Source organism: Luteimonas sp. YGD11-2 (genome assembly GCF_004118975.1).
Lineage (GTDB): Bacteria > Pseudomonadota > Gammaproteobacteria > Xanthomonadales > Xanthomonadaceae > Luteimonas > Luteimonas muca.
The window spans coordinates 2,648,036-2,661,984 of the sequence record NZ_CP035376.1; the positions used below are offsets into that span (position 1 = coordinate 2,648,036).

Annotated in this window: 15 protein-coding genes and 1 pseudogene; all 16 read right to left on the bottom strand. The window is 69.6% G+C overall.

Features of this window, described 5'->3' with window-relative positions:
* Positions 1-31: 31 nt before the first annotated feature.
* The 16 genes and pseudogenes from queE to ERL55_RS12295 all read right to left on the bottom strand — a co-directional run bounded on the left by queE (position 32) and on the right by ERL55_RS12295 (position 13,899).
* Positions 32-709 (bottom strand): 7-carboxy-7-deazaguanine synthase QueE, encoded by a 678-nt coding sequence (gene queE, locus ERL55_RS12225; RefSeq protein ID WP_129136655.1) that lies wholly within the window; start codon positions 707-709, stop codon positions 32-34.
* Positions 710-762: 53 nt separating this feature from the next.
* Complete coding sequence (ybgF, locus tag ERL55_RS12230) at positions 763-1,569, bottom strand: tol-pal system protein YbgF (protein WP_129136656.1); 807 nt, start codon at positions 1,567-1,569, stop codon at positions 763-765.
* A gap of 5 nt (positions 1,570-1,574) precedes the next feature.
* Positions 1,575-2,090, bottom strand: coding sequence for a peptidoglycan-associated lipoprotein Pal (gene pal, locus ERL55_RS12235; protein ID WP_129136657.1), 516 nt, complete (start codon positions 2,088-2,090; stop codon positions 1,575-1,577).
* A 63-nt stretch (positions 2,091-2,153) separates the two neighbouring features.
* Positions 2,154-3,473, bottom strand: a complete 1,320-nt coding sequence (gene tolB / locus ERL55_RS12240) for a Tol-Pal system beta propeller repeat protein TolB (protein ID WP_129136658.1) — start codon at positions 3,471-3,473, stop codon at positions 2,154-2,156.
* Between the two features lie 96 nt (positions 3,474-3,569).
* Positions 3,570-4,559, bottom strand: coding sequence for a TonB C-terminal domain-containing protein (locus ERL55_RS12245; RefSeq protein ID WP_129136659.1), 990 nt, complete (start codon positions 4,557-4,559; stop codon positions 3,570-3,572).
* A complete protein-coding gene (gene tolR / locus ERL55_RS12250) occupies positions 4,559-4,993 on the bottom strand; it encodes a protein TolR (protein ID WP_129136660.1) in 435 nt (144 codons plus the stop codon). The genes ERL55_RS12245 and tolR overlap by 1 nt, the downstream gene beginning before the upstream one ends.
* A gap of 68 nt (positions 4,994-5,061) precedes the next feature.
* Positions 5,062-5,850: a protein TolQ gene (gene tolQ, locus ERL55_RS12255; protein WP_129136661.1), complete on the bottom strand. Its 789-nt coding sequence runs from the start codon at positions 5,848-5,850 to the stop codon at positions 5,062-5,064.
* A 106-nt stretch (positions 5,851-5,956) separates the two neighbouring features.
* Entirely contained in the window at positions 5,957-6,373 is a 417-nt protein-coding gene (gene ybgC, locus ERL55_RS12260) for a tol-pal system-associated acyl-CoA thioesterase (RefSeq protein ID WP_100321879.1), read from the bottom strand.
* 47 nt (positions 6,374-6,420) lie between these two features.
* Positions 6,421-7,470, bottom strand: coding sequence for a Holliday junction branch migration DNA helicase RuvB (gene ruvB, locus ERL55_RS15185; RefSeq protein WP_241685894.1), 1,050 nt, complete (start codon positions 7,468-7,470; stop codon positions 6,421-6,423).
* Positions 7,471-7,569: 99 nt separating this feature from the next.
* A pseudogene (locus tag ERL55_RS15275) lies at positions 7,570-8,670 on the bottom strand (DUF418 domain-containing protein); the annotation flags it as partial.
* 94 nt (positions 8,671-8,764) lie between these two features.
* A complete protein-coding gene (locus ERL55_RS12270; RefSeq protein WP_241685895.1) occupies positions 8,765-10,600 on the bottom strand; it encodes a potassium transporter Kup in 1,836 nt (611 codons plus the stop codon).
* Between the two features lie 105 nt (positions 10,601-10,705).
* The gene (gene ruvA / locus ERL55_RS12275) at positions 10,706-11,296 is read right to left on the bottom strand and encodes a Holliday junction branch migration protein RuvA (protein ID WP_129136664.1); all 591 of its coding nucleotides are present in this window, start codon (positions 11,294-11,296) and stop codon (positions 10,706-10,708) included.
* Between the two features lie 43 nt (positions 11,297-11,339).
* The gene (ruvC, locus tag ERL55_RS12280) at positions 11,340-11,879 is read right to left on the bottom strand and encodes a crossover junction endodeoxyribonuclease RuvC (protein ID WP_129136665.1); all 540 of its coding nucleotides are present in this window, start codon (positions 11,877-11,879) and stop codon (positions 11,340-11,342) included.
* A gap of 78 nt (positions 11,880-11,957) precedes the next feature.
* Complete coding sequence (locus tag ERL55_RS12285) at positions 11,958-12,689, bottom strand: YebC/PmpR family DNA-binding transcriptional regulator (protein ID WP_129136666.1); 732 nt, start codon at positions 12,687-12,689, stop codon at positions 11,958-11,960.
* Between the two features lie 33 nt (positions 12,690-12,722).
* Complete coding sequence (locus ERL55_RS12290) at positions 12,723-13,355, bottom strand: alpha/beta fold hydrolase (RefSeq protein WP_241685764.1); 633 nt, start codon at positions 13,353-13,355, stop codon at positions 12,723-12,725.
* A 7-nt stretch (positions 13,356-13,362) separates the two neighbouring features.
* Positions 13,363-13,899 (bottom strand): GNAT family N-acetyltransferase, encoded by a 537-nt coding sequence (locus ERL55_RS12295; RefSeq protein ID WP_129136668.1) that lies wholly within the window; start codon positions 13,897-13,899, stop codon positions 13,363-13,365.
* Positions 13,900-13,949 lie beyond the last annotated feature (50 nt).

The window sequence follows — 13,949 nt, forward strand, 5'->3', positions numbered from 1 at the left end:
ACCGGGGCCACCGGTCAGGGTGACCGGCCGGCTACCGTCCGGGTTCGTCGTTCCACAGCAGCTTGTGCAGCTGCAGCTGGAAACGCACCGGCAGGCGGTCGGCGACGATCCAGTCGGCCAGCGCGCGCGGATCGACCTCGCTCTTGCTGGGCGAGAACCACACCTCGCAGCGCGCGGCCAGCGCATGTTCGTTGACCACCCCGCGCGCCCACTCGTAGTCCGCACGCGAGCAGATCACGAACTTCACCTGGTCATGCGGCGTCAGCAGCGCGATGTTGGCCCAGTGGTTGCGGTGCACCTCGGCCGAGCCCGGCGTCTTGATGTCGAGCACGCGCGACACGCGTGGATCGACCTCGCCGATATCGAGCGCGCCTGACGTTTCCAGCGACACCGCGTAGCCGGCATCGCACAGCCGACGCAGCAGGCCGATGCAGCGCTTCTGCGCCAGCGGCTCGCCGCCGGTCACGCAGACATGGCGCACGCCATGCGAGGCGACCTCGGCGAGGATCGCATCGACATCTCGCCATTCGCCGCCGTGGAAGGCGTAGGCGGTATCGCAGTACTGGCAGCGAAGCGGGCAGCCGGTCAGGCGCACGAACACCGTCGGCCAGCCGGCATCGCGGGCCTCGCCCTGCAACGACAGGAAGATTTCGGTGATGCGCAGCCGGTCGGCCACCGGCGCGGCGGCTTCGGAAGCGGCGGGAATCATGGGCGGCATTGTAGCCGCCGGACGGGCGCCGGGCCTGAAGCCCGGCTGCTGCGTCAGCGCAGCCGGCTCAGCTGGATCGCGCGCAGGCGGTCGTCGGCGGTCCGCGCGGCGTCGGTGCCCGGGTAGCGCTTGCCGACATCGGCCAGGGTGGCCTCGGCGGCGTCCAGATCGCGCAGGCCGTACTGCGACAGCCCGAGCTTCAACAGCGCACCGGGTGCCTTGTCGCTGTCCGGGAAGCGGCCGATCAGTGCCTGGAACTGCTGCTGGGCCAATTCGTAGTTCTGTGTGGCGTAGTAGCTCTCGCCCAGCCAGTAGAGCGCGTTCGCGGCGTAGGCGCCGTCCGGGTACTGGCCGAGGAAATCCTGGAACAGGTTGGCGGCATCGGCATAACGGCCGCCGCGCAGCGCTTCGAAGGCGCTTTCGTAGGCGGCACGCTCATCGGCCGGAGCCGCGGCGCGCGCGGCAGGCGCATTGCGCGGCGGTGGTGCCGGCAACACGCCGCCGGCATTGCCGGCAGGTGCATCGGTGGATGCCTGCGGCGGATCGGGCAGCGTCGCCCCCGCGCCACCAGCCCCACTCTCGAGGCGGTTGAGCCGCCCGTCGATGTCGAGGTACTGCGCACGCGAAGTCGAACGCAGCTGCTCGTTCTGCTGCTGCAGTTCCTCGAGCTGCGAACGCAGGGCCTGGACCTCGCCACGCAATTGCGTGAGCTGGTTGAGCAGGTCCATGTTGCCCTGGTTGGCGGCGGCCTGCTGCTCGAGCGAAGCCACGCGATCGGCCAGGCTTGCACGCTGGCCGTACGCGGGCGCGGCCGCCACAAGGGCGGCCGCGACCAGGGTTGAAACGATCAGTCCACGCATGCCGATCAACGGGCGGTGTAGACGATCTCGACGCGACGGTTACGGGCCCAGCAGTCCTCGCTGGTCTCGGTGCAGACCGGACGCTCTTCGCCGTAGCTCACGACGGTCAGCTGGGTGCCCGAGCCGCCCTGCGCCTGCAGGGCCGACGACACGGCATTGCCGCGACGCTCGCCCAGGCCGAGGTTGTACTCGCGGCTGCCGCGCTCGTCGGCGTTGCCTTCCAGGGTGATGCGGGCCGACTGGCGGTCACGCAGGTACTTGGCATGGCAGGCCATGGCCGCCTGGAACTCGGGACGCAGGGATTCCTGGTCGAAGTCGAAGTAGACCACGCGCTGGCGCAGGCAGGCATCGGTATCCAGGTCTTCCGGGCCATAAGCGCCGCCGGTGCCCTGCTGGGGCTGGGTCACGGTGCTGGCGGTGCCGGGCGTGGTGGTCTGCGGCTCTTCCTTGACGCGCTTGGAGCAGCCGACAACGGCAACGCACAATGCAGCGGCGAGCAGGACTCGGGTGGTGATGTTCATCTCGTCGTTCCCTAGGTGGTGGTTCAGGCGGTTCAGATTGATTGAGTGGATGTGCAGGCCGCGTCAGCGCTGTTCGCGGTAAGGTCCCCAGGCGGGTTCGCGGACGTCACCATCCGCGAGGACCAGCCGTTGACGGACCCGTCCATCTGCCGAAACCGCATACAGCACGCCCCGCCGCCCCTCGCGCGCCGCATAGAGAACCATGCTGGCGTTCGGAGCAAAACTGGGCGATTCGTCGAGCGACCCCGGTGACAGCGTGGACCAGCGAGGACTCCCCAGGCTGCGATCCAGCACGGCGATACGGTACACGTTACCTGAACCCTGCGCCACGGCGATTTTCTGCCCGTCGAACGACACGCTCGGGTCCGCGTTGTAGCTGCCCTGGAACGTCACGCGCGTGGCGCTGCCACCGCTCGCTGGTACCTGGTAGACCTGCGGCCGGCCACCGCGGTCGGAGGTGAAATAGATGCTGCTGCCGTCATGGCTCCAGGCCGGCGAGGTGTCGATGCCGAAGTGGTTGGTGAGCTGGGTCAGCGCCTTCGAACCGAGATCCATGACGTAGATCTCGGGGTTGCCGCTGCGCGACAGGGTCAGCGCCAGGCGGCGGCCATCGGGCGAGAACGCCGGCCCCGAATTGATGCCGCGGAAGCTCGAGACCAGCTCGCGGGCGCCGGTGTTGATGTCCTGGATGTAGATCGAGGAGTTGCGGCGCTCGAAGCTCACATAGGCCAGCTTGCTGCCATCCGGGCTCCACGACGGCGACAGCAGCGGCTCGTTGGAGCGCACCACGGTCTGCGGGTTGTGGCCGTCGGAATCGGCAACGATCAGCGCGTAGCGGGCGTTCTCGCCGACGCCGGTCTGGGTGACGTAGGCGATGCGGGTCCAGAACGCGCCACGCACGCCGAGGATCTTCTCGTACACGGCATCGGCGATCTGGTGGGCAACGTCGCGCATCGAACCGGAGCGCGCGGTCATCGCCATGCCGATCAGGCGCTCCTGCCTGGCGACGTCGAACAGCTCGTACTCGACCCGGTAGGCACCGGCGCCGGCATCGAGCACCCGGCCGATCACCAGGAAGTCCTGCCGCAGCACGCGCCAGGTCGGGTACTGCACCTCGCTGCCACGGGTCGGGCGCTCGACGATGTCGCGCTCGGGCAGCGTGCGGAACTGGCCGGAGCGGTCGAGGTCGGCGCGGATCACCGCGGCGATGTCGGTATCCGGCGCGCTGCCGGAGCCCTGGTAGGGCATCGGCACGACGGCGATCGGCAGCGCCGAGGCATGACCGCCGACGATGTCGATCTCCAGGCCCTGCTGTTGCGCGGCGGCAAGCGATGGCAACAGCAGCGCGAGCAGGAGGAGCAGGCAACGGGTCATCGGTTTCATCGGGGCACCTGGTCTTGAAGGGAAGGCATCGCGTCCGCGTTCACGGAAGCGCTCGACAGCTTGGACGGCGTGACCGCAGCGCCCGGTGAACGGGCGTCATCGATCCTGCGCGGTGAAGTTGAGGTTGAGCCGGCGGTTGAAGACTGACTCGAATCCCGCGTACGGCAACGGCGCGGCACGCCGCACCGCGGCCTCCACCGAGCGCCGGCCCAGCGCGTCGTACGGACAGCCGGCATCGAATTCCACGTTGATCACCTCGCCACCCGGCAACTGGGTGATGTAGATGCGGCAGCGCTGGCCGATCGGCACGTTGTCGGGCCGGGTCCACTGTCGCGCGATTGCTTCCTGCAGGGCGGCGGCGTACTTCGCGGCAAGGTCACTGCTGCCATCCGGGCGGCCCGGTGGCGGGCTTGCCGCGGGGGCCGACGCCGCGGCCTGCTCGGCGGCCTGGCGCGCGCGGGCATCGGCGATCTGTTTCAGCCGCTGCTCGGCCTGTTCGGCCTCGCGGCGGATCCGCTCGCGCTCGGCCTGCAGCTTGCGCAGTTCCTCCTGCCGCTGTTGCTGGGCCAGCCGCCGGCGCTGCTCGGCCTCCTCCTGGCGCTTGCGCTCGGTGAGGTCGATCTGCTCCTGCCGGCGGCGCTCCTCCTGCTCGCGCTGCGCGCGCAGCTCGGATTCGGACTCGCGACGGGCGGCGTCCTGGTCGACCGTGTCCGGCTCCGGCAGGCGCTCCTGCGGCGTCGGCTGCGGCGCCACTTCGGCATCCTCGGGCACCGGCGCCGGCAATGGCTGCGGCGGCGGAGCGGCCTCCTCCTCGACCGGCTCGGGTTCCGGCAGCGGTTCCGGCCCGGCGTCGGGTTGCGGCGGCGGGGGATCCGGCAGCGGCTCGGGTTCGGCTGCCAGCGCACGGCGTTGCGCGGCGCTGAGCGCATTGGGGTCGATGATGTCGGCGGTCACCGGTGAACCGAACGCCGGCTCGGCCCGGCGCTGGGTCCAGTCGAGGCCGAATACCAGCAGCAGGGCCAGCAGGACATGCAGGCCCAGCGCGAGAGCGACCGCCTGGACCGTATCGGCGCGCTGCTGCCGCATCAGCCCCCCGACTCGAGCGGGCGGCTGAGCAGGCTGACCTTCGTCACCCCGGCCTCGTTGATCGCGCTGATCGCATCCATGATCAGCTGGTAGCTGGCGGCGCCGTCACCGCGCACGAGGATGGTGGCCTCGGGGTTCTGCGAATGGATCGCGCGCAACCGGGCCATCAGGTCGTCGCGGGTGAGTTCCTGGTTCTGCTGCTCGACCATCAGTGCCAGGCGGCCGTCGGGATACACGCTCACGACCACCGGATCCTTCGGCGCACCCAGCGAGCGCGCGCTCGAATCGGGCAGGTTGACGTCGGTGCCGAGGTTCAACAGCGGCGTGGTGACCATGAAGATGATCAGCAGCACCAGCATCACGTCGATATATGGGACGACGTTGATTTCGTTCTTGAGTTTGCGGCGCTTGTGGCGGCGCATGGTCACGGACATGGGGGTGGTCCTCGCAATCGGGTCGGATCAGCGCGCCGGCAGCCAACGTGCCTGCGGCGCGCGCGGGGTCATGCCTCGCTCGACTGCCGCTCGAGGATCGACGAGAACTCTTCGGAGAACGCCTCGTACCGGCTGGCGATGCGCTCGACCCGGGTGGCGAAGCGGTTGTAGGCCCACACCGCCGGGATCGCGGCGAACAGGCCCATCGCGGTGGCGATCAACGCCTCGGAGATACCCGGCGCCACGGTGGCGATGGTGGCCTCGCGCACGTTGGCCAGGCCATGGAACGAGATCATGATTCCCCACACGGTGCCGAGCAGGCCGACGTAGGGCGCGATCGAGCCGACGTTGGCGAGGAATTCGAGGTTCTGCTCGAGCCCGTCGATCTCGCGCGAGCCGGCCACGCGCATGCCGCGCTGGGCGGCCTCGAGACGCGAGCGGCTGTCGACGCTGCGGCGCGGCCGCGCGTACTCGCGGAAACCGGATTCGAAGATCGCCTCCAGACCCTCGATCTCGCGGTTGCGCTCGGTGGCGGCGGCATGCAGCTTCGTAAGTTCGGCGCCGGACCAGAACTTCTCCTCGAAGCGGTCGGCTTCCCTGGTGGCACGGTCGAGCAGGCGCTTCTTGCGGAAGATGATCACCCACGAGGCGATCGACGCGAACAGCAGCAGCAGCATGACCAGCTGCACCGGAATCGACGCATGGAGGATGAGGCTCCAGACGTCCAGGTCGGTGGGCAGCGCGCCCGCCGCCGCGGCGGCATCGGCGCCCGCGGGCAGCGCCTCGGCGGTGGCGGCCGCGTCCTCGGCCAGCGGCTCGACCTGGGTGGCCTGCAGCAACATCGTCAGTGGGGTCATGCATCCGCTCCGGTTTGATCGCTCCGACACGCGGCGGCGCCGCGCATCCATGTCTTTCGGCCGCGCCGCGTCCAACGGCGGGGCCATGCTCACTTCCCGCCGGCGGTCATCCCTGGTCCGGCTGCGCTTCCAGCGCTTTCAGCTCCGCGTACAGCGGCTGCGGGATGGCACGCGGGCGGAAACCCGCCGCGTCCAGCGCTGCCACCCGCACCTCGGCATCGAGCAGCAGCTCGCCGCCGCGGTGGATCGACTGCGCGATGACCAGGCTCGCGCGCCGGCATGCCGACAACGCCACCGACACCTGCAGCGCATCGTCCAGCCGTGCCGGCGCGCGGAAATCGATCCGCATCGCCCGCACCGCGAACACCAGGTCGTGCCGGGTGCGCAGCACGTCCTGTCCGTGCCCCAGCGCGCGCATCCATTCGCTGCGCGCGCGTTCGAGGAACGCGACGTACTGCGCGTGGTAGACCACGCCACCGGCGTCGGTATCTTCCCAGTAAACGCGGACGGGATGGCTGAACATTGCTTGAAACTACCGTGGCTGCGCCGCACGCGGCGTGGAGGCCCGCGTCACGGCTCGAAAGGGTCGGCCGCCGGCACGTCGGCGAACAGGTCGGGGCGCGCGCGCACCGGCAGCCCGAGGTGCCGGTAGGCCTTCTGGCTGGCCATGCGCCCGCGCGCGGTGCGCACCAGATAGCCCTGCTGGATCAGGTAGGGCTCGATGACGTCCTCCAGCGTGCCGCGCTCTTCCGACAGCGCCGCGGCCAGTGACTCCACCCCCACCGGGCCGCCGTCGAAGTTCTCGATGATCAGCCGCAGCAGCCGGCGGTCAAGGTCGTCGAAACCTTCCGGATCGACCTTCAGCATGTCCATCGCCGCACGCGCGACGTCGCGCTGGATGTGGCCGTCGGCGCGCACCTGGGCGTAGTCGCGCACCCGCCGCAGCAGCCGGTTGGCGATGCGCGGGGTGCCACGTGCGCGGCGCGCGATCTCGGCGGCACCCTCGCCTTCGCAGGCGATGCCGAGGATCGTCGCCGAACGCCGCACGATGCGGGTCAGCTCCTCGGCGCTGTAGAACTCCAGCCGCTGCACGATGCCGAAGCGGTCGCGCAGGGGCGCGGTCAGCAGGCCGGCGCGGGTGGTGGCGCCGATCAGGGTGAACGGTGGCAGGTCGAGCTTGATCGAGCGCGCCGCGGGGCCCTCGCCGATCATGATGTCGATCTGGAAGTCCTCCATCGCCGGATAGAGCACTTCCTCCACCACCGGCGACAACCGGTGGATCTCGTCGATGAAGAGCACATCGTGCGGCTGCAGGTTGGTCAGCAGCGCCGCGAGATCACCGGCCTTCTCGATCACCGGGCCCGAGGTCACCCGCAGGTTGACCCCGAGCTCGTTGGCAATGACATGCGACAGCGTGGTCTTGCCCAGGCCGGGTGGGCCGAAGATCAGCACGTGGTCGAGCGCTTCGCCGCGCCGCTTCGCCGCCTCGATATAGATGCCCAGCTGCTCGCGCACCGGCTGCTGGCCGAGGTAGTCGGCGAGGCGTTGCGGGCGGATGCTGGCCTCGACCGCGTCGTCCTCGCGGGTGGCGCCGGCAGCGATGATGCGGTCGTCGATCATCGCGCTATGGTCGCACGGCGCCGATGCCCATCGCACCTTCGCATGCGCCGGTGGCTGGCGTTGCGCGAGCCGGCGATGGGAGGACGCCCACAGCGCTTCCAGCGGCCCGCGACGGAATGCGCGCAGCCACAGGTGCGCGGCCAGGATGACGACCGGGCACAGGGCGAAATACAGCAGCACGGTGGCCGGCAGGCGCTGCGCTTCCCCGATCCGCCCGGCCAGGTCGAAGCCCCACCCGTAGCAGATCGCCGAGGCGATGATGTTCTGCAGCACGTAGCAGCTCAGGGCCGTGCGGCCGACCTCCGACAGCCGCCGGCCCAGCCAGCCGGGCGCCGGGCGGGCCTGGTAGAACTCCGCGACCAGCCCGAGCACCCCGAGCGCGACCAGCGCCGCGGTGCCCCAGCGGGTGTAGAACCACCACGGCATCCCGGCATACACCGCGATGGCCATGTCGAGCGGCCAGGCCAGCAGGCCAATCAGCATCAACCGCCGCCGCAGCGCAGCACCCGCGGCCTCGAAGACACCCGCGCGATACAGCCTTGCCCCGAGCAGGAACAGCGCGACCGTCATCGGCAGGATCAGCACCGGCTCCACGATGCGGAACACCGCAAGGTTCCCGATGCGGAAGCGCACCAGATCCCACCAGCTGCCGTCGCGATACGGATTCCAGTCGAGGGATGACGCGTACGCAGCGGCGTCGGCGTGCACCGGGGGCGGCAGCGACATCACCGCGAGCGCCAGCAGCGTGAGCAGGACGAAGTGGACGGCGGCCAGTCCCAGCAGCCAGCGCCACTGCGCCCGCTCGCTGCTGCACAGCAACCATGCCACCAGTGCGCCGCTGACGGCGTAGCCCATCAGCACGTCGAACTCGATCACCAGCACGTAGTTCAGCACGCCATCGAGAAACAGCAGCGCCGCCCGCCAGTGGTAGCTGCCCGGCCACGTGCGCCCTGCCATGGTCGCGGCGCGCTGCTGGATCGCCAGGCCCACGCCGAACATGATCGACAGCAGGCCGAGGAACTTGCCGGTGGACAGCTGCCGCAACACCACTTCGAGCAGATCGGAGGGCGGCGGCCCGTCGATCTCGCCGAGCAGGCCGGCCGGATGGGTGAACACCCAGACGTTGGTGGCGAGCGTGCCGAGGATGGCGATGCCGCGCAGCACGTCGAGAGCCGGTAGACGGGCGTTGGCAGCGCTCATGGCGTTCCCTGGCTGCCGGCACCCGATCGGCCGCGGAAGACACGATAAACGCAAACCGCGACGCGATGGACCGCGTGCGCGGAAGGCACGCCGGTCAGATCTCGACGCGCGTGCCCAGCTCGACCAGCCGGTTGCCGGGGATGCGGAAGAAGCCCGAGGCCGGTGCCGCGTTGCGATGCATCAGTGCGAACAGCTGCTCGCGCCACAGCGCCATGCCGCGACGCGCGCTCGCCACCACCGTTTCGCGGCTGGTGAAATAGGTGGTTTCCATCGGGTCCACACACAGGTCCGGGGCGACATCGCTGCAGCGCATCAGTGCCAGCGGCACGTCGGGGATCTCCATGAAGCCGAATTTCACCTGCACGCGATGGAAGCCGTCGCCGATCGCGCTGACCTTCAGCCGGTCGCGCGCGTACGGCATGGTCAGCGTTTCCACGGTCAGGAACACGTTGCGTTCGTGCAGCACCTTGTTGTGCTTGAGGTTGTGCAGCAGCGCCTGCGGCACGATGGTCAGGTCACTGGTCAGGAACACCGCGGTGCCGGGTACCCGCAGCGGCGGCGCCAGCATCAGCCCGGGGATGAAGGTATCGGGGCGGATGCCCTGGCTGCGCACGTCCTCGTGCAGCAGCTGGCGGCCGCGGCGCCAGGTGCGCAGCAGGGTGAACAGCACCACGCCCAGCACCAGCGGGAACCAGCCGCCCTGCAGGACCTTGGCAAGGTTGGCGGTGACGAAGGCGACATCCACCACCAGGAACACCACGCACAGCGGCAGCACCCAGCGCCGCCACTGCGGCCACAGCGCGCGCGCGACCACGGCCAGCAGCAGGGTGTCGATCAGCATGGTCAACGACACCGACACGCCGTAGGCGGTCGCCAGTGCCGACGAGGAGCGGAAACCCAGCACCAGCGCGATGACGATCACCATCATCATCCAGTTGATCGCCGGGATGTAGATCTGCCCGATGGTCTCGCTGGAGGTGTGGCGCACCTTCATCCGCGGGATGTAGCCCAGCTGCATGGCCTGGCGGGCGATCGAGAAGCCGCCGGTGATCACCGCCTGCGAGGCGATCACCGTGGCCAGGGTGGCGAGGACGATCATCGGCACCCGCCCCCAGTCGGGCACCCCGAAGTAGAACGGGTTGCGGATCGCCGCCGGATTCTCCAGCACCAGCGCGCCTTGGCCGAGATAGTTGATCATCAGCGCCGGCAGCACGAACCAGTACCAGGCCAGGCGGATGGGCCGCGGCCCGAAGTGCCCCATGTCGGTGTAGATCGCCTCGCCACCGGTGACCGCCAGGATCACCGCGCCGAGGATGAAGACGCCACCGACACTGTGTTCCTGGAAGAACAGCAGGGCCCACCAGGGGTTCAATGCGTGCAGCACCTCGGGCTCGTGGGCGATGTTGGCGATACCCATGACCGCGAGCACCACGAACCACAGCACCATCACCGGTCCGAACACGCGCCCGACCTTCGCGGTGCCGTAGCGCTGGGTGGCGAACAGCGTGACCAGCACCACCAGTGCGATCGGCACCACCCAGTCATGCAGCTGCGGGGCGACGATCTCCAACCCCTCCACGGCCGACAGCACCGAGATCGCCGGGGTGATCACGCCGTCGCCGAAGAACAGCGATGCACCGAGGATGCCCAGCAGGCCCAGCACGTAGGCCGACCTGGACCCCGCCGGCAGCCGGCGCTGCGCCAGTGACATCAGCGCGATGATGCCGCCCTCGCCGTCGTTGTCGGCGCGCATGATGATGGTCACGTACTTCAATGTGACCACCAGCATCAGCGACCAGAAGATCATCGACAGCACGCCGAGCACGGTGTCGTGGTCGGCGACGAGGCCGTAGTGCGGCGCGAACGCCTCGCGGATGGTGTAGAGCGGGCTGGTGCCGATATCGCCGAAGACGACACCGATCGCGCCCATCACCAGCGTGGCGAGTGCCGCCTTGCCGTGGGGAGCATCGTGGCGGGGATGGGCGCCCGCAGGCGTGGAACGTGTCATTTCCGGACGGGATGCCGAGGGCGGCTGTCAGCGAAGCGCGGACTGTAGCGCCTTGCGGATGATGATTTCGGGCGTATCGCCTTCACTGGCCGCCGCGCGCGCCATCTTCTGTGCCTCGGCCGGCTTGTAGCCGAGCTGCTGCAGCGCCACGGTGGCTTCCGACAGCGGATCGGCAGGTACCGGGCCGCTGGCGGACACCGCCGCGCCGACCGCCAGATCGGCGGCGCGGTCGCGCAGTTCCACCACCATGCGCTCGGCGGTCTTCTTGCCAATGCCGGGGATGCGCGTCAGCGCGGTGATGTCGCCGGTCTGCACCAGCCGCGCGAACTCGCCGACGCTTGCACCCGACAGCACCGCCAGCGCGATCTTGGCGCCGATGCCGCTGACCTTCTGCACGTCGCGGAACAGCCGGCGCTCGGGCTCGGTGAGGAAGCCGTACAGCGAGACGCTGTCCTCCTTCTGCGCGTAATGGGTGAACAGCACCACCTCGCGACCGGCCTCGGGCAGGTCGTAGAAGGTGCTCATCGGTGCTTCGAGTTCGTAGCCCACTCCATGCACGTCGACCACCAGCCACGGCGGCTGCTTGTGCGCGAGGATGCCTTTCAGGCGACCGATCATGCTGACTCCCGGGAGACGTGTGGTGGTGCGCGACCGCTGACGCTCAGCGGCTCCAGGCGGTGCGCGTACCGACGCCCAGCCGCGCCGCGCTGGCGCGCACGTGGGCGTGGGTGATGGCCGCCGCCAGCGCATCGGCGGCATCCGCCTGCAGCCTGCCCTGCAGGTTGAGCAGGATACCCACCATATGCTGCACCTGGGTCTTTTCCGCCTTGCCGCGCCCGACCACCGCCAGCTTGATCTCGGTGGCGGCGTATTCGTGCACCGGCAGGTCGCGCAGCACGGCGGCGCAGATCGCCGCACCGCGGGCGTGGCCCAGCTTGAGTGCGGAATCGGCATTGCGCGACATGAACACCTGCTCGATCGAGACCTCATGCGGATGCCAGGTATCGATCACCGCGCCGAGCTGGTCGAGCAGCCGCCGCAGCCGGTCCGGGAAACCGCCTTCGCCCAGCAGTTGCAGTGGCGCGTGGTGGACGTGGCGCAGGCGGCCATCGGGGGCGACATCAACGATGCCGACGCCGGTGCGCTGCGAACCCGGGTCGATGCCGAGGATGCGGGTGGTGCCGGCGATGGGGTCAGTCATGCGCGGCGGGCAGGCGATCGTGCCCGCCAACTGCGGGCGCTGCGGGGTTGCTGGCGCCGCCGGCGCCACGAGCGCGCATCAGGCCTGGTCCAGCGACGCCTGGTCGACGTTGGAATAGACGTCCTGCACGTCGTCGAGGTCCTCAAGCATGTCCAGCAGCTTGCGCACCTGCTGCGCGGTGTCGGGATCGGCGGCGACGTCGGTGTCGGCGCGGAAGGTGAGCTCCGCATGCGCCGGCGCCATACCGGCGGCGGTCATCGCATCGCGCACGCCGATGAAATCCTCGGGCGAGGTGAGCACCTCGATCGCGCCGTCGTCCGGGTACACCACCACGTCGTCAGCGCCGGCCTCGATCGCCGCTTCGGTCACCCGGTCCTCGTCGGCCCCGGCGGCGAAGCTCAGCACGCCCAGGCGCCGGAACATGAAGGACACCGACCCTTCGGTACCCATGTTGCCGCCGCACTTGGAGAACGCATGGCGCACATCGGCCACGGTGCGCACGCGGTTGTCGGTGAGGCAGTCCACGATCACCGCGATGCCGCCGGGGGCATAGCCCTCGTAGCGCACTTCCTCGTACTCGACGCCCTCGAGTTCGCCGGTGGCCTTTTTGATCGCGCGCTCCACCACGTCCTTGGACATGTTCTGCGCCATGCCCTTGTCGATGGCGGCACGCAGGCGCGGATTGTTGGCGGGATCGCCGCCGCCGGCACGCGCCGCGACGCCGATCTCGCGGATGATCTTGGTGAAGATCTTGCCGCGCTTGGCGTCGGTCGCGTTCTTGCGCGCCTCGATCGAAGGTCCACGACCCATCGGGATGTCCGTTGTGTTGAGCGAGCCGCGATTTTACACCGCGGCGGAGGCCGCCCCGGCGTGGTCGAACGCTCCCTCGCGCAGGAAGCGGGCGGTCTGGGCGACCGCGTCCGCGCTGAACATCAGGCCGGTGTGGCTGGCCGGCAGCAACAGGTGGTCGGCCAGGCCGGGGGCGCGGGTCTCGCGCACCGCCACCGTGCCGTCGTGCGGTTCGTCGAAGCGCGCCACCAGCCCACCCAGCCCGCGTGGACGGGTGCCGGCGATCATCCCGACCTCGACCGCGTGGGGCCATTGGGCGCAGCCGCGCTCGAGCAGCGGACCGGCACGCCCAAGGTAGGCGCCGGTCAGCCGCCGGCCGCGCAGCACGCGTGCGGCCGCGCTGCCGCACAACGGGCTGCCGATGCAGACCACCCGCCCGGCCGGCAATGCCGGATGCCCACGCAACGCCTCCAGCGCGATCACCCCTCCCAGGCTGTGGCCAACCAGATGCGCCGGGCCGGCCTGCAGCGCCTCCCCGATTTCCTCGATCGCGTACCGGGCACCGTCGACGATGCTGCGGTAGCCGAGCGTGCGCGCATCGAAGCCGAGTGCACGCAGGCGCGCGGCGAACCACGCCATCGACACCGCCGGCATCCACAGGCCGGGCAGCACGATGACGCGATCCACATGCCGCTCAGGCATCGGGCTGGCCCGCTTCGGCCGGGCGCCTGAGGATGTATTCGAGGTCACGCACGCGCCCGACCGGAAAGATGTAGTCGCCCACGCGCTCGAAGCCGTAGCGTGCGTAGAAACGTTGCGCGCCGTGGTTCTCCGACCAGGCGCCGACCCACAGCGTGCGCGGGCCATCGCGCAGCAGCCACTCCATCGCCGCGTCCATCATCCGTGCGCCGTGCCGGGCACCCTGCCAGCCCTGCACGAGATACAGGCGCTTGATCTCGCCGTCGCCGGGTACGACCTCCGGGTGCGGCAGGCCGCATGGGCCGGTGGCGACATGGCCGACCGCTTCGCCATCGGCCTCCAGCAGCCACACCGCGTATGCGGGATGCGCCAGGATCGTGCGCTGGCGGCCGACCTCATAGGCCTCGACGAGGAACGCGTCGAGATCCTCGCGCGGATACAGATGGCCGAAGCTCTCGATGAAGGTGCGCGCCGCCAGCGTCGACAGCAGCTCGGCATCATCGACAGTGGCGCGGCGGAGAACCGGGGTCATTGCTCTGCCACGGATGTGCACCGATGGACGCGGACCACGCGGCTGTCGGG

Bases quoted from the DNA above. Each gene is read 5' to 3' on its own strand.
- ruvC (WP_129136665.1), bottom strand. From the start codon at position 11,879: ATGACTGACCCCATCGCCGGCACCACCCGCATCCTCGGCATCGACCCG.
- ybgF (WP_129136656.1), bottom strand. From the start codon at position 1,569: ATGCGTGGACTGATCGTTTCAACCCTGGTCGCGGCCGCCCTTGTGGCG.
- ERL55_RS12245 (WP_129136659.1), bottom strand. From the start codon at position 4,559: ATGCGGCAGCAGCGCGCCGATACGGTCCAGGCGGTCGCTCTCGCGCTG.
- pal (WP_129136657.1), bottom strand. From the start codon at position 2,090: ATGAACATCACCACCCGAGTCCTGCTCGCCGCTGCATTGTGCGTTGCC.
- tolR (WP_129136660.1), bottom strand. From the start codon at position 4,993: ATGTCCGTGACCATGCGCCGCCACAAGCGCCGCAAACTCAAGAACGAA.
- ERL55_RS12295 (WP_129136668.1), bottom strand. From the start codon at position 13,899: ATGACCCCGGTTCTCCGCCGCGCCACTGTCGATGATGCCGAGCTGCTG.
- tolB (WP_129136658.1), bottom strand. From the start codon at position 3,473: ATGAAACCGATGACCCGTTGCCTGCTCCTCCTGCTCGCGCTGCTGTTG.
- tolQ (WP_129136661.1), bottom strand. From the start codon at position 5,850: ATGACCCCACTGACGATGTTGCTGCAGGCCACCCAGGTCGAGCCGCTG.
- ruvA (WP_129136664.1), bottom strand. From the start codon at position 11,296: ATGATCGGTCGCCTGAAAGGCATCCTCGCGCACAAGCAGCCGCCGTGG.
- ERL55_RS12270 (WP_241685895.1), bottom strand. From the start codon at position 10,600: ATGGGCGCGATCGGTGTCGTCTTCGGCGATATCGGCACCAGCCCGCTC.
- ERL55_RS12285 (WP_129136666.1), bottom strand. From the start codon at position 12,689: ATGGGTCGTGGACCTTCGATCGAGGCGCGCAAGAACGCGACCGACGCC.
- queE (WP_129136655.1), bottom strand. From the start codon at position 709: ATGATTCCCGCCGCTTCCGAAGCCGCCGCGCCGGTGGCCGACCGGCTG.
- ybgC (WP_100321879.1), bottom strand. From the start codon at position 6,373: ATGTTCAGCCATCCCGTCCGCGTTTACTGGGAAGATACCGACGCCGGT.
- ruvB (WP_241685894.1), bottom strand. From the start codon at position 7,470: ATGATCGACGACCGCATCATCGCTGCCGGCGCCACCCGCGAGGACGAC.